This is a genomic window from Microbacterium luticocti DSM 19459, assembly GCF_000422405.1.
GTDB lineage: Bacteria > Actinomycetota > Actinomycetes > Actinomycetales > Microbacteriaceae > Microbacterium > Microbacterium luticocti.
Genome location: NZ_AULS01000007.1, coordinates 1 through 14,673, shown reverse-complemented (window position 1 = coordinate 14,673; position 14,673 = coordinate 1). Strand labels below are relative to the sequence as shown.

Below are 14,673 nucleotides of genomic sequence, written 5' to 3'. Positions count from 1 at the left end.
GCTCCGCACCGGAGCCCGACGAGCTCCCATCAGGAGCGGAAAGGATCCACGATGAGGATCAGCGTCCCCACCGAGGTCAAGAACAACGAGTACCGCGTGGCACTCACTCCGGCGGGTGTGCACGATCTCGTTGCGGCGGGCCACGAGGTGTTCGTGCAGCGTGGCGCGGGTGCCGGCTCGTCGATGCCCGACGAGGAATACGCGCATGCCGGCGCAACCCTGCTCGACGACGCCGCCGAGGTGTGGGCCCGCGCCGAGCTGCTGTTGAAGGTGAAAGAGCCGATCGCCTCCGAGTACGGGTACTTCCGTGACGACCTCGTGCTGTTCACCTATCTGCACCTGGCCGCCGACCGTCCGCTCACCGAGCGGCTGCTTGCCGATCGGGTCACCGCGATCGCGTACGAGACCGTGCAGCTGCCCGGCGGCGGCCTGCCGCTGCTGGCCCCGATGAGCGAGGTCGCCGGGCGGCTGGCGCCCATGGTGGGCGCGGGCACGCTGCTGCGGTCGGCAGGCGGACGCGGCCTGCTCATGTCGGGGGTCCCCGGCACCCGGCCGGCGACCGTGACGATCATCGGCGGCGGGGTCGCCGGATCGAACTCGGCGGTGATCGCGGCCGGCATGGGCGCCGACGTGACCGTGTTCGACACCAACGTGGCCCGGCTGCGGTACCTCGACGAGCTGTTCGGCGGACGGGTGAAGACCGCGGCATCCAACCCTCTCGACCTCGACCGCGCGGTCGCGGGCTCCGACCTGGTGATCGGGTCGGTGCTGATCCCGGGGTCGAAGGCGCCCAAGCTCGTGACGAACGAGATGGTGGCGCGGATGCGGCCGGGGTCGGTGCTGGTGGACATCGCGGTCGACCAGGGCGGATGCTTCGCCGACACCCACCCGACCACGCACGACGACCCCACCTTCCGGGTGCACGACACGGTGTTCTATTGCGTCGCGAACATGCCCGGGGCGGTGCCCAACACGTCGACCTCGGCGCTGACCAACGCCACCCTGCCGTACATCCGGCAGATCGCCGGGCGCGGCTGGCGGCAGGCGCTGCGGGCGGATGCGGCGCTGGCGGCCGGACTGAACACCGCCGCCGGCGAGCTCGCCAATGCCGGTGTCGCCGCCGCGCACGCCCTGGCACACACGCCCGCCGAGCAGCTGCTGGGCTGAGCCCGCGCCGAGGCCGTGAGCAGAACCCGGGCCGGGGGCGTTCGCGCATCCCGGCCCGGGAGGAACCGTCCGGAGGCGCACGGCCCCCCGATCGAGCGCCGCCGGACGGTGGTCCTGCGTGCCACGCCCGACGGCCACACGATGCAAATCGTTTTACAAGCCCCGGGCGGGTACCTCGATTATGCGGGCCGGATCAGCGCCCCCGCGACCTCATGAACGATTTCTCATCGATCGGGTCGGCCGGGCGGATGCGGACGCTGTGCGCATCGCCCTGTCCGATCAGGGCGGCCAGCACCTCGGCGGCGGCCACGCCGCACGCCGCCGCGTCGACCGCGAACACGTCGACGCCGCCGGCGGGGTCGAACGGGTGCGCGTCGCCGACGGCGGCGACGCGCACCCGGTCGGGCACCGCCATGCCCAGACCGCACGCCTCGACCCGCACCGCGCGTGCGGACGGCTCGTCCAGACACACGACGACGGTCGGTGGCACGCGCACCCCCAGCAGCCGGCGCGCGCCGTCGGCGGCGGTCTCGCCGGGCTGCAGCGCCGCACCGGCGGCGGTGACGCCGCGCCCGGCGCACCACGCCTGGAACGATCGCAGCGCCTCGTGCGTGAAGGCGTCCAGGCGCGAGCCGACGAAGATCGCCGGACGGAAGTCGTCGACCGTCTGAGACACCCGGTCGAGATACCGGACCAGCGGTGCGGCGATGTCGACGGCCACCGAGCGCACGGCGCGCGCGTCGCGCTCGTCGACCGCGCCGAACACCGTCACCACCGGGGTTTTGGCGTGCAGGGCGCGCTCGATGACCGGGTCGCCGGGCATCGGGTCGACCAGCACCAGCCCGTCGTAGGCCAGCGGGGCCGTGACGCGACCGTCGCCGCCGGCCTGCGCCGCGACCACGCCGCAGCCGTGCGCGGCGGCACCCTCGACGACGCCGGCGGTGACCGCGCGCAGCCGTCCCAGGTATGCGCTGCGGTCGGTGGACGCCTCGCGGAAACTCGGCACCACGCCGAGCACGCCGGTGCGTCCGGTGCGCAGGGCACGCCCGACGGAGCTGGGCTGGTATCCGAGCCGCTCGGCCACCGCGAGCACGTGCGCACGGGTGGCGGCGGCGATCCGGCCCTCGGGGTTGAACGCCTGCGACACCGTCGCCGTCGACACCCGTGCGGCCAGGGCCACGTCGCGGATGGTGGGGCGGGGCGCGTCGCGCGGCATGAGGCATCCTCTCTGCAGCCGATCATATCGTTTCAGATGCGTTGGGCTGCAGGCGTGTCCTCCCCTATCGTGGCAGAAGAGTTCGACGGGATCCGGGGGGAATCATGGGCTGGCAGGGAGCACGCTTTTCGGGACGCATCGGGTACACCACCGAGCAGTCCGAACCGGCATGGCGGATGCCGCCGCGGGCGCAACCGGACGACCCGAACGTCGTGGTGATCGTGCTCGACGACGTCGGCTTCGCGCACCTGGGCTGTTTCGGCTCCGACCTCGACACCCCGGTGATGGACTCGCTGGCGGACGCGGGCGTGCGGTACACGCGGTTCCACACCGCGGCGATGTGCTCGCCGACCCGCGCGGCTCTGCTGACCGGGCGCAACCACCACACCAACGGGCTGGGCATGATCTCGGAGCTCGCGCAGGGCTACCCGGGGTACGACGGGGTGGTGCCCGAAACCAGCGGCATGATCGCCCAGGTGCTCAAAGAGCGCGGCTACGCGACATACGCGGTCGGCAAGTGGCACCTCACCCCGTCCGAGGAGGTCACCGCGGCGGGTCCGTTCGACCGCTGGCCGTTGGGCAAGGGGTTCGAGCGGTTCTTCGGCTTCCTCGGCGGCGAGACGAACCAGTACGCGCCCGATCTGGTGCGCGACAACACGCTGATCGACGCCGACCCCGACGACGGACGACACCTGACCGAGATCCTCGTCGACGAGGCGATCCGCGACATCCGCGATCTGCGGTCGGTCGACCCCGACAAGCCGTTCTTCCTGTACTTCTGCCCCGGCGCATGCCATGCCCCGCATCAGGCGCCGCGCGAGTACATCGACCGCTATCGGGGGCGGTTCGACCAGGGGTGGGACACCTGGCGGGAGCGCACGTTCGCCCGGCAGCGTGAGCTGGGGCTGTTCCCGCCCGAGACCGAGCTGTCGCCGCGCCCGGACTGGATCCCGGCATGGGACTCGCTGAGCGAGCCGCAGCGACGGCTGTACGCGCGGATGATGGAGGTGTTCGCCGGGTTCCTCACGCACACCGATGAGCAGATCGGCCGGCTGATGACGGCGATCGACCGGCTCGGCGAGCGCGAGAACACGCTCGTGGTGGTCGTCTCGGACAACGGTGCCAGCGGCGAGGGCGGGTTCGACGGTTCGGTGAACGAGGTGCTCATGTTCAACGGGCTGCACGCGTCGCTCGACGAGAACCTCGCCCAGCTGGACGAGTTGGGCGGTCCGCAGACGTACGGGCACTACCCGGTGGGCTGGACGATGGCGGGCAACACGCCGTTCCGACGCTGGAAGCGCCAGGTGCACAACGGCGGCATCGCCGACCCGTTCATCCTGTCGTGGCCGCGCGCGGTGCCCGGGGGCGGCATCCGTCACCAGTACATCCACGCCGTGGACGTGCCGGTGACGATCCTCGACCTGCTGGGGACGGAGTTTCCGGCGATGCTGCGCGGTGTGCCGCAGGAGGAGGTCGCCGGGGTCAGCTTCGCGGCCAGCCTCACCGACGCCGACGCCCCACAGTCGCGCCGGTTGCAGTACTACGAGATGTACGGGTCGCGGGCGCTGTACCGCGACGGCTACAAGGCGGTGACCTTCCACGCCGCTCCCCCGGCGCATCCCTCGGATGGGCCGGGGGATCCGGATGCCTCGTTCTTCGACGATGCGTGGGAGTTGTACGACGTGCGCACCGACCCGTCCGAGGTGCACGACCTGGCCGAGGCCTTGCCACGCCTCGTCGAGGAGCTCAAGGCGATGTGGCACGTCGAGGCCGGGCGGTATGGGGTGCTGCCGCTGCACGCCCGTCAGCACAAGGGGCTGCGGCCCAGTCCGTTCGGCCGACGCGAGGTGTTCCGGTACTGGCCGGGTACGTCGCGGATCGACAACGAGGCGGCGGTGGACGTACGGATGCGGTCGTTCTCGGTGGTCGCCGATGTGCGGTTCGCGGCGGGAGATCGTGGCGTGCTCGTCGCGCAGGGTGGCCGGTTCGGCGGCTGGACGCTGTATGTGGACGAGGACCGTCTGCACTTCGAGCACAACTATCTGGGGCGAGCGCGCTACCGGGTGCGGTCGGCGCAGCCGATCCCGGCCGGCGACGTGCTGCTGGGCCTGGAGTTCGCCGTCGACGGCACGTTCGAGATCTCGCCGGCGCTGAGCCGGGACGGCATCCGCGGGGTGCGGGGCACGGCGACCGTGCTGGTCGACGGCACTGTGGCCGGACAGGTGGCCGTGGAGCGGACCGTACCGTTCAACTACGGGTTGACCGGTGAGGGCTTCTGCTGCGGTTTCGACAGTGAGACGCCGGTCAGCGACCGGTACGAGGCGCCGTTCCCGTACACCGGGCTGCTCCGCGAAGTGCTGATCTCGCCGCACGGTGAACCGGTGACGGTGCTGCAGAAGCAGCTGGAGCGCGCCTACCTCGTCTCGTGAGGTGCCCGGCCGGTCGCCGCCTCGTCGCCATCGTCGACGACGACGCGCACCGGCGGCCCACCGGCGTGCAGCAACCACGCGCGTGACCGCCCGGGGGTGCAGTACGGAGGTGGCTCGCGCAGTCCGGTGAGCAGCCGGTACTCGGCGGCGCACGCGGCGTCGACGAGCAGGTCGTGGGTGCCGCGCACCGTCTGCAGCAGCCGCCAGGCGCGCTGCCACCCGTCGCCGTCGCCGACGATCACCGCGGGCGCCGGCGCATCCGTGTCGCCGGGGTGCGAGGTGGCGGCGGGGTGTACGGTGTCGGCGGCGGCGGCCTCGACGTCGAGCACCGGTACACCGTGCCGTGCCGCGACCGCCGTGACGGCACGGGCGGCGGGGCCGGGGCGCGCCACGACGGCGGTGACGCGCCCGCGCGGGTCCCACACCGTCGGCGCGGTGTGCGGTACCGGTGGTGGTACCGGGGGCAGGGCGAAGTGCACGAGACGGCCCTCGAGCAGGGCGCGACCGGGTGGCATCCGCTCGTCGAAGCGGTCACCGGGCCCCCCGGCGGCGACGAACTCGGCGCGCGAGGCGGCCGCCAGCAACGCCCGGCGCGGCAGCAGTTCGATCAGTCGAGCGGTGGCGCCGGCGAGCCGTTGGGCGGTGAACACGACCTGCCCACCGCCCGGGCCCGCGGCATGCACGACTCGTTCCAGCCGCTGGGCGACCGCCTGCGCGTAATCGAGCGGGTACCGCGCGAGCAGCGCGTCGAGGTCGTCGACGATCACGACCGTGCCCGGCGTGACGGAATGCTCGGCGAGCCGGTCGATCTCGTCCCAGGCGGCCTCGGCGTCGGCGGGGATCCACACCGGCCGTCGTGCCTGGGCCGCGACCAACGCCGCCACGGCGGTGCGCCCCGATCCTGCCCGACCTACGACGCCGAGCCCGCGCTCGAGCGGACCGAGCACGACCGGGTCCTGGCGTTGCCGGTCGGGGTCGTCGGCACGGCCGAGCACGATGCCCTCCGGTGCGTCGACGGCGGCTTCGTCGAGGGCGAGGCTCTCGGGCAGCGGCGGCATCCAGGGGCGGCGTGGCACCGGCCCGCGCGCGCCCGCGGCGGTGCGGGCCACGAGCTGGGCGGACGACAGCGCGATGCGCACCGTGTGCGGGGTGGTGTCGGCGGCGCGGCGCACGAGGGCGATCCCCCGCTGGTCGGGTGTGCCCGGCAGCACGGCCGCATCGTCGCAGCCGAGGAGCAGGCGACTGTCGGCGGCGTCCGTCACCCGCAGGCTGATCCGCAGCGGACAGTTCGCGAGCAGCCCCTCGCGGAACGCCCCCGCAGCCCGCTGAGTGCCGAGGATCAGGTGCATGCCCAGGGCGCGGCCGCGTGCGGCGATGTCGGTGAACAGGTCCTGCAGCTCGGGATGCCCGGCCAAGAGCGCTGCGAACTCGTCGACCACGATCACCAGGCGAGGAAGGCCGGTGCCGTCGATGTCGCGCGCGCCGGCGCGCACGATCTCGGCCTCGCGGCGGCGCAACTCGGCCCGCAGGCTCTGCAGCGCACGCTGCGCACCCCCGGCGTCGAGGTCGGTGATGACCCCGGTGACGTGCGGCAGCCCGGCGAGGGCGTCGAACGCGGTGCCGCCCTTGAAGTCGGCGAGCAGGAACGCCACCTCGTCGGTGCGGTACCGGGCGCACAGCGCGGTGACCCAGGTGGTGAGCAGCTCGCTCTTGCCCGACCCGGTCACGCCCGCCACGACCGCGTGCGGCCCGTCGGCGACCAGGTCGATGCGGAACGGGCGGGAACGGGCGGTGCCGACCACGGCGACCAGTCCACCGGCGGGTGCCGACTCGTCGGGCAGCAGATCGGCAAGACCCACCGGTTCGTCGCGCTCCGCCCACCCGTACGCCGCCTCGGCGCGGGCGGCCAGTGCGGCGGCGATCGCGTGCGCCTGCCCGGCGCCGACGGCCTCGACACGCACGTCGCGCACGTCGCCGTCGCCGCGCAGCCGGGCCCGGCCGACACCGGTGAGGGTGAGCACGCAGCGGCAGCGGGGCGGCGCGGGTTCGCCGGGACGCACCCGTGCGAGCACGATGTCGGCGTCGACGGGTCCGTCGCCGGGCGCGGTCACGGCCAGCGTGGGCACCCCGTCGCGTGCCGGGCCGGTGCCGGCGTGCGGCAGTCGTGCCAGCCAGGCCGCGTCGGGGTCGGCCGGGTCGGCCGGTTCGACAACCCGAAGCCGGTCGGGCGGCAGGGCCAGGCACAGCTGCAGCACCAGCGCACGCAGCACGGCGCGGGCGGCCGGTTCGGGCCCGACGACCGCGACGCCGTGCTCGGCCCGTACGGTGACCGGGGCGTCGTCGAGCACCGCGGCCCGCCTGCGCAGCGCGGCGGTCTCGGCGCCCTCGTCCCCTCCCTCGACCCGCACGGCGCTGCGGGCGGCGCCGCGGCCGACGACCAGGTCGTCGCCGCGCCCGGCGACGGCGCGCCACACCTCATCGCCGCCGTGCGCGGCCGGCCGCAGGAGCCCGTGCACATCGGGATGCCGCGACCACAGCGCCCGGCGCTCATGCTCGTGCCGGGAAGCCACGGCCGACGCGGCACGGCGTCGCGCCCGTGCCGCATCCGCCGCGGCCCGGCGCCGGTCGCGCCGCGCGGTGCGGCGGGCATCGAGCAGCGACGCCACCGCGATGAGGGGACCGAGCGCCGCGAACCAGAGCATCATCACGGTTCCGGTGGCCAGCCACAGCGCGAGGGCTCCGAGCACCGGCACCGCCGACGCCACCAGCGGTACGCCGCTGCGCCGCGGCGGGGGCGCCGGCGTCGGCAGTCGCAGCGGCGCATCGGCGTCGGGCCCGCCCAGCACGTCCGGCCACGCCTGCGCCGCGCCGCCGGTTCCCGATCCGGCATGGGGGAACGGGTCTGCGGGCGGCGCGTCGCGTTCGGGTCGATCGGGAACGGGATGCGCGCGCTGCCGGAACATGCGCTCCAGTCAAGCGGCCGCCACCGGCCGGTGGGGCGGTCGCCGCCGATCTGTGGACAGATCGGCCCGTCGGCGGGTCAGGCGCGATCTGGGGAGGAATCGCCGACGGGCTCGCCCGCGGCATCCGTCGCCTCGGCTTCGCCTGCGGTGTCGGTCACCGTGGCGGCCGGGTCCGGCGCCGGTGTCGCCTGCCCGGCGCGTTCGACGCCGACGTTCAGCACGATGATCGAGATGTTGTCACGGCCGCCGTTCTCGAGAGCCGCCTCGAGCATCGCGGTCACCGCGTCGCCCGGGTCGGGGTGCTCGCCCAGGAAGTGCTGGATGCCGTAGTCGGTGAGTTCTTTGGTGAGCCCGTCCGAGCAGATCACGAACCGGTCGCCGTCGACCAGGTCGAGCCGCACGTAATCGGGCTTGACGCTGTCGGAGGGGCCGACCGCACGGGTGATCACGTTGCCGTAGGGGTGGTTCTCGGCCTCCTCGGGGCTGAGCCGGCCCGAGGCGACGAGCTCTTGCACGACGGAGTGGTCGGTGGTGATCTGCACGATCTGCCCGTCGCGCAGCAGGTAGACGCGCGAATCGCCGATGTTCAAGGTCACCCAGTGCGGGTCGGCCCGGTCGGCGTCGAGGTACACACCGGTCACCGTGGTGCCGGTGCCCTCGTCGGTGTCACCGACGTGCGCGGCGATGTCCTTCACCGCCCGGCCGAGCGCCTTCTCGATCACCTTCGGCCCGACCGTGCCGGCTTCGGCGACCGGACGCAGCCGGTCGACGGCGCTGGTCGAGGCGATCTCACCCCCGATGTGACCGCCCATGCCGTCGGCGACGACGAACAGCGGGTATTCGGCCAGCACGGCGTCCTGGTTCACCTCGCGCCGCCGCCCCACATCGGTGGCGGCGGCCCAGGCGAGCCGGACGGTCCCATCGGCCAATGGGACCGTTCGCAATCGGGTGCGCACGTCGGGCACGCGGTGTCCTCCCTGATCAGGGTGCGCCGCCGAGGGTGGCCGACGACGCCTCACATCCTAGTTGACACCCTCCCCACCGTCGGGATCGGCGTCGGCGACGACCGGGGCCACACCGACGGGCCCGGCACCCACCACGGCCGGCACGGGCGGGGCACCGGTGTCGACGACGGGGGCTTCGAACTGCGCGTTGTACAGCCGCCAATAGGCACCCTTGGCCGCCAGCAGCCGATCGTGCGTGCCCTGCTCGACGATGCGTCCTTCTTCCATGACCAGGATGAGGTCGGCGTCACGGATGGTGGACAGTCGGTGCGCGATCACGAACGAGGTGCGGTCGGCGCGCAGGTTCGACATCGCCCGCTGGATGAGCAGTTCGGTGCGGGTGTCGACCGAGCTGGTGGCCTCGTCGAGGATGAGGATGCGCGGGTCGGCGAGGAACGCCCGGGCGATGGTGACCAGCTGCCGCTCGCCCACCGACAGGTTGGTGGCCTCGTCGTCGAGCACGGTGTCGTACCCGTCGGGCAGGGCGTGCACGAACCGGTCGACGTAGGCGGCGGTGGCGGCGGCGATGAACTCGTCGTCGGATGCCTCGGGCCGCCCGTAGGCGATGTTCTCGCGGATCGTGCCGGCGAAGAGCCACGTGTCCTGCAGCACCATGCCGGTGCGTCCGCGCAGGTCGCCGCGGGTCATGGTGCGGGTGTCGACGCCGTCGAGCAGGATGCGTCCGGAGTCGACGTCGTAGAAGCGCATGATCAGGTTCACCAGGGTCGTCTTGCCGGCGCCGGTGGGACCGACGATCGCGACGGTGCTGCCCGGCTCGGCCGACAGGTCGAGGTCTTCGATCAGCGGCTTGTCGGGCAGGTAGCGGAACGACACGTCGTCGAAGGCGAGGTGGCTCGCCTCGTCGGGCAGGGTGGCCGCCGGGTCGGGGTCGGGCGTCTCTTCGGGCTCGTCGAGCAGTTCGAACACCCGCTCGGCACTGGCGACGCCGGACTGCAGCAGGTTGGCCATCGAGCCCAACTGGCTCAGCGGCTGGGTGAACTGCCGGGAGTACTGGATGAACGCCTGCACATCGCCGATCGAGATCGCCCCGGAGGCGATCTGCAGCCCGCCGACGACCGCGATGGCGACGTAGACGAGGTTTCCGACGAACATCATCGCCGGCATGATGATGCCCGACACGAACTGGGCGCCGAAACTGGCGCGGTACACGGCATCGTTCTCGCGCCGGAAGTCGGCCTCCACGTCGCGCTGGTGACCGTACACCTTGACGATCGAGTGACCCGAGAAGGTCTCTTCGACACGGGCGTTGAGCACGCCGGTGGCCGCCCACTGGGCGACGAACAGCTTCTGCGAGCGCTTGGCGACCAGCACCGTGATGACGATGGTCAGCGGGATGGTGACCAGCGCGATCGCCGCCAGCAGCGGCGAGATCGAGAACATCATGATCAGCACGCCCAGCACGGTCAGCAGCGAGATCACCACCTGCGACATGCTCTGCTGCAGGGTCTGGCCGATGTTGTCGACGTCGTTGGTGACCCGGCTGAGCAGCTCGCCGCGCTGCATGCGGTCGTAGTACGACAGCGGCAGCCGGTGCAGCTTGTCTTCCACGAGCATCCGGATGCGGTGCATGGCGCGCTGCACCACGACGTTCAGGATGCGGGCCTGCAACCACATGAACACGGCCGAGATCGCGTACACGCTCAGCACGGCGGCGATCAGCCAGCCGAGCTTGGCGAAGTCCATGCCGGCGCCGGGCGTGAAATCGACGCTGCGCAGCATGTCGGCGAACTGCCCCTGACCGCTCTTGGTCATCTGGGCGATGATCTGGTCCTTGGTGACCCCGGCGGGCAGGTCCTTGAACTGCATCGAGATGAACCCGGCGACCACCACGTTCGTGGCCTGGCCGAGCAGCTTCGGGCCGACGACGCTGAGCGCGACGCTGACCACACCGAATGCGACGACCAGCGACAGCCACAGCGCGTCAGGGCGCAGCATCCCGAGCAGTCGTCGGGCGCTCGGGCCGAAGTTCTGCGCCTTCTGGGTGGGCGCGCCGGCCCCGCCGAAGGGCCCGCGGCCGCCACCGGGGCCGCGTCGCTGCTGCTGTGTGCCGCTCATGCCGCCTCCTGCGCAGAAAGCTGGGACTCCACGATCTCGCGGTAGGTCTCGTTGGATTCGACCAGGTCGTCGTGCGTGCCGATGCCGACGACGCGTCCGTGGTCGAGCACGACGATCTGGTCGGCGTGCTGGATGGTCGACACCCGCTGCGCGACGACGATGCGTGTCGCGTCGGGCAGGCGTTCGTCGAGCGCGTGGCGCAGCGCGGCGTCGGTGCGCAGGTCGAGCGCCGAGAACGAATCGTCGAAGATGTAGACCTCGGGGCGGTGCACGAGCGCGCGGGCGATCGAGAGCCGCTGCCGCTGCCCACCCGACACGTTCGTGCCGCCCTGGGCGATCGGCGCCTGCAGTCGGTCGGGCATCGCCTCGACGAAGTCGCGGGCCTGGGCGATCTCGAGCGCCTCCCACAGGTCGTCGTCGGATGCCTCGGCATCGCCGTAGCGCAGGTTCGAGGCGATCGTGCCCGAGAACAAGAAGGCCTTCTGCTGCACGAGTCCGATGCGCTTCCACAGCTCGTCGGGGTCGTATTCGCGCACGTCGACCCCGTCGAGGCTCACCGATCCGCCGGTGACGTCGAAAAGCCGCGGCAGCAGGCCGATCAGGGTGGTCTTGCCCGAACCGGTCGAGCCGATGATGGCGGTGGTGGTGCCGGGTTCTGCGGTGAACGTGATGTCGTGCAGCACGGCGTCGTCGGCGCCGGGGTAGGCGAAGTCGACGTGGTCGAACACGACACGGCCGGCGGGCACCGGCGGCTCGGCCGGGCGGGCCGGGGCGGCCACGCTCGGTTCGGTGCCCAACACGTCGCCGATGCGGTTCGCGCACACCGCGGCGCGCGGGATCATCACGAACATGAACGTCGCCATCATCACACCCATGAGGATCTGCATCATGTAGCTGAGGAACGCGAACAGGGTGCCGATCTGGGTGTCGCCGTTCTGCACCTGGAACGAGCCGAACCAGATCACCGCGACGCTCGACACGTTCAACACGAGCATCACGGCGGGGAACATGATCGCCATCAGGTTGCCGGCGCGCACGGCCGATTCCATGACGTCGGAGCTGGCCTTCTCGAACCGGGCGCGTTCCTGGGTCTCGCGCACGAAGGCGCGCACCACGCGGATGCCGGTGAGCTGTTCGCGCATGATCTGGTTGACCCGGTCGATGCGGCGCTGCATGGCGCGGAAGGCCGGCACCATGCGCACGACGATCAGCGAGACGATGATCAGCAGCACCGGCACCGACACGGCCATGAGCCACGACAGACCGACATCCTGCTGGATGGCGAAGATGACGCCGCCGATGGCGAGGATCGGGGCCGAGACCATGAGCGTGGCCGAGACCTGCACCAGCATCTGCACCTGCTGCACGTCGTTGGTGTTGCGCGTGATCAGCGACGGGGCGCCGAACTGTCCGACCTCGCGTTGCGAGAACGCGACGACGCGGTGGAACAGGTCGGAGCGGATGTCACGACCCAGCCCCATGGCCAGGCGCGACCCGAAGTAGACGGCGGCGATCGCACAGAGGATCTGCACGAGGCTGATGGCGAGCATGATGCCGCCGGTGCGCCAGATGAAGCCGATGTCGGCTTTGAGCACGCCGTCGTCGATGATGTCGGCCTGCAGCGTCGGCAGCCACAGGGATGCCAGTGACTGCGCGATCTGGAACACCAGCACGCCGATGATGAGCGCCCAGCCGGGGCGCAGGTATCGCACGAGGAGTCTGCCCAGCACGGTCATTCCTTTCCGCGGGGCACGCCCGCGATGCCGTAGAGGATGAAGTGGACGAGTTCGTCGTCGGTGAGGCCGGCGTCCTCGTCGAACCGGGCGGCGTTGGCGGCCATCCCGGCGATGCGCATGATCGATCCGAGCCGGTCGCTGCGCACCGTGATCTGGTCGGCGTCGGGGGCGAACACGGCGGCGATCGCCTCACGGTAGGCGGTGTCGCCGGGGCCCGAGAGCAGCTGTGGGATCTCTTCGCGCGGGATCAGCGACAGCATCCGCATCATCCGGCTCATCCAGGTGCGCGTGCCGCTGACCAGGGCCGCGACCTTCTGCTCGAGGGGCAGCGTCGGGTCGACCAGGCCCTCCTCCATACGCGCCCGCGACTGGGCGAAGAAGGTCTCGACTGCGGCGCGGGTGAGCGACTCCTTGTCGCCGAACGCGCGGAAGACGGTGCCCTCGGCGATGCCGAGGTGTTCGGCGAGCTGGCGGGTGGTCAGCGCGGAACCGTGCTCAAGGAACAGCGGCACCGCCTGCTCGGCGATCATCGCGCGGCGCTGCTCGGGCGGCATCGGCTCGGCGCGGGTGCGCGCCTGCTCGGTGTCGCCCGTGTCGGCGGGCGCCGTCGCATCGGAGAGATCGGTCGCGTCCACGGAGTCCGAGCGTAATGAGTGAGCACTCACTCCGCAACGTCCGGGTGTGCGCTCTGGGCGAACGCGGGGGCGCTCTCGCTCGCGCAGACGCACCGAAGGCAGCGGACCCTCTGGTCTATCAGGTGGCCGCGTCGGCCTCTCGGACACGACTGACGTCATCGACAGTGAGTCAGGTGCCGATGCTCGGTCACGAACGGTCGACTACTTGCCATAGAGTCCTGCGGGCCGCTGGGGACAAGGGCCAGATTGTGCGGTGAGCTGCGACAAGGCGGGATCGTTCTGGCCGTTGAGAGGATTCCATGGCGTTCGTCGATAATTCTCGACGAACACCTTCTCGGACGGCGGCTCGCTGATGTCGTATCCATGCTTCTTGATGCATTCCCGGAACGGCCCGATATAGTAGGAATACAAATAGCGCAATTGACTGACATTCAGCGGGGAGAGCATCACCGGGTCCGTCGGGTACATGCTCTCACATACGTACCGCGCGAGGGCGTACTGACCGTCGGTTGCATCTGTGCTCCGGTACGTCAGCCCTCCCTGATCAGCCTCGGTGGGCGCACCTTGCTTCGTCATGCAGTCGGCCATCACGTCTGCCCACTCATCAAGAGTGATATAGCGGACTCGCGAGATATTTGTGGGTCGCTGTGTGTCAGGTAGACCCGATTCAGTCCACAATTGGTCCAATGTGGCCTGTGTGATCCGGTCTTTATCCGTTTGCGAGAGCACATTCGGCGTCGGCTGGACGGAATCGCTGTCGTGTGCCGCGCAGCCGGCAAGCACCGCCGTGACGAGCAGGGCGGCCACGCCCACGGCAACACGCAACACCGGCAAGCGGGTGATCTCACGCTTCACTGGATCCTCCTCGCCGATCCGCACGGTCTGCTCTTCGCGATCATCCCTGCTGGCCATCCATCAGCATGGCCCATGATATCGATCGGTATCGACACGTGTCGGTCCACGAGGCCGGAGCGACCCCGTCATGTCGGGGCGGGGCGGCATGCGGCGGAAACCCGTGACGAGCCCGCCTGCGACGGATGTCGGTGATCTGCGACGGATGCCGGTGATCTGCGACGGATGTCGGTGATGCACGGCCGTGCACAACTGCGGGGATCGTGCGCGACACGCCGCGGTTGCGGCATCCGTCCCCGGCGTGTCGCCGAAAATCCCCGCAGTTGTGCACGCGGCACGCGTCGGCAGTACGCCCTGGGCCGTGTGCCGGGCGCGCGCGTGCCCGGGAACGGGGCCCGGTTGCCCCGGTCAGCGCCCGCGGAAGGCGGGCCGCCGCTTCTGCTGGAACGCGGCGAACCCCTCGCGGTAGTCCTCGGTGGCGGCCAGCTGGGTCTGCGCGACGGTCTCGGCGGCGATCGTGTCCCACAGGCTCATCCGCTCGTCGCGCACCCGGGCGACGATCATCTTGCTCGCCAGGAACGCGGCGGTCGCGCCG

The 14,673-nt window shown here is 71.3% G+C and carries 9 protein-coding genes and 1 pseudogene; 2 read left to right on the top strand and 8 right to left on the bottom strand.

Annotation, left to right across the window (positions count from 1 at the left end; genetic code table 11):
• Positions 1–51: 51 nt before the first annotated feature.
• Positions 52–1,167 (top strand): alanine dehydrogenase, encoded by a 1,116-nt coding sequence (gene ald / locus H577_RS0108860; protein ID WP_029145659.1) that lies wholly within the window; start codon positions 52–54, stop codon positions 1,165–1,167.
• Between the two features lie 193 nt (positions 1,168–1,360).
• On the opposite strand, the gene H577_RS17035 is transcribed toward ald, so the two are convergent.
• Complete coding sequence (locus H577_RS17035) at positions 1,361–2,383, bottom strand: LacI family DNA-binding transcriptional regulator (protein ID WP_051191896.1); 1,023 nt, start codon at positions 2,381–2,383, stop codon at positions 1,361–1,363.
• 104 nt (positions 2,384–2,487) lie between these two features.
• Here H577_RS17035 and H577_RS0108850 point away from each other — a divergent pair, with 104 nt between their 5' ends.
• Positions 2,488–4,812, top strand: coding sequence for an arylsulfatase (locus tag H577_RS0108850; protein ID WP_029145658.1), 2,325 nt, complete (start codon positions 2,488–2,490; stop codon positions 4,810–4,812).
• Here H577_RS0108850 and H577_RS15780 read toward each other — a convergent pair.
• The 7 genes and pseudogenes from H577_RS15780 to H577_RS17825 all read right to left on the bottom strand — a co-directional run.
• Positions 4,797–7,775 (bottom strand): FtsK/SpoIIIE domain-containing protein, encoded by a 2,979-nt coding sequence (locus H577_RS15780; RefSeq protein ID WP_051191895.1) that lies wholly within the window; start codon positions 7,773–7,775, stop codon positions 4,797–4,799. The genes H577_RS0108850 and H577_RS15780 overlap by 16 nt on opposite strands.
• Before the next feature lie 77 nt (positions 7,776–7,852).
• On the bottom strand, positions 7,853–8,740 hold the full coding sequence (locus H577_RS0108840; RefSeq protein ID WP_029145657.1) for a PP2C family protein-serine/threonine phosphatase: 888 nt from the start codon (positions 8,738–8,740) through the stop codon (positions 7,853–7,855).
• Positions 8,741–8,797: 57 nt separating this feature from the next.
• Positions 8,798–10,855, bottom strand: a complete 2,058-nt coding sequence (locus H577_RS15775) for an ABC transporter ATP-binding protein (RefSeq protein ID WP_036284361.1) — start codon at positions 10,853–10,855, stop codon at positions 8,798–8,800.
• Positions 10,852–12,585, bottom strand: coding sequence for an ABC transporter ATP-binding protein (locus H577_RS0108830; protein ID WP_029145656.1), 1,734 nt, complete (start codon positions 12,583–12,585; stop codon positions 10,852–10,854). The genes H577_RS15775 and H577_RS0108830 overlap by 4 nt, the downstream gene beginning before the upstream one ends.
• A gap of 2 nt (positions 12,586–12,587) precedes the next feature.
• Positions 12,588–13,226 carry a TetR/AcrR family transcriptional regulator gene (locus tag H577_RS0108825; protein WP_029145655.1) on the bottom strand — a complete coding sequence of 213 codons (639 nt, stop codon included), beginning with the start codon at positions 13,224–13,226 and terminating at the stop codon, positions 12,588–12,590.
• Positions 13,227–13,427: 201 nt separating this feature from the next.
• Positions 13,428–14,138, bottom strand: coding sequence for a hypothetical protein (locus H577_RS0108820; RefSeq protein ID WP_029145654.1), 711 nt, complete (start codon positions 14,136–14,138; stop codon positions 13,428–13,430).
• 348 nt (positions 14,139–14,486) lie between these two features.
• Positions 14,487–14,673, bottom strand: a pseudogene (locus tag H577_RS17825) (enoyl-CoA hydratase/isomerase family protein); the annotation flags it as partial.

Bases quoted from the DNA above. Each gene is read 5' to 3' on its own strand.
- H577_RS15775 (WP_036284361.1), bottom strand. From the start codon at position 10,855: ATGAGCGGCACACAGCAGCAGCGACGCGGCCCCGGTGGCGGCCGCGGG.
- ald (WP_029145659.1), top strand. From the start codon at position 52: ATGAGGATCAGCGTCCCCACCGAGGTCAAGAACAACGAGTACCGCGTG.
- H577_RS17035 (WP_051191896.1), bottom strand. From the start codon at position 2,383: ATGCCGCGCGACGCGCCCCGCCCCACCATCCGCGACGTGGCCCTGGCC.
- H577_RS0108850 (WP_029145658.1), top strand. From the start codon at position 2,488: ATGGGCTGGCAGGGAGCACGCTTTTCGGGACGCATCGGGTACACCACC.
- H577_RS15780 (WP_051191895.1), bottom strand. From the start codon at position 7,775: ATGTTCCGGCAGCGCGCGCATCCCGTTCCCGATCGACCCGAACGCGAC.
- H577_RS0108820 (WP_029145654.1), bottom strand. From the start codon at position 14,138: ATGGCCAGCAGGGATGATCGCGAAGAGCAGACCGTGCGGATCGGCGAG.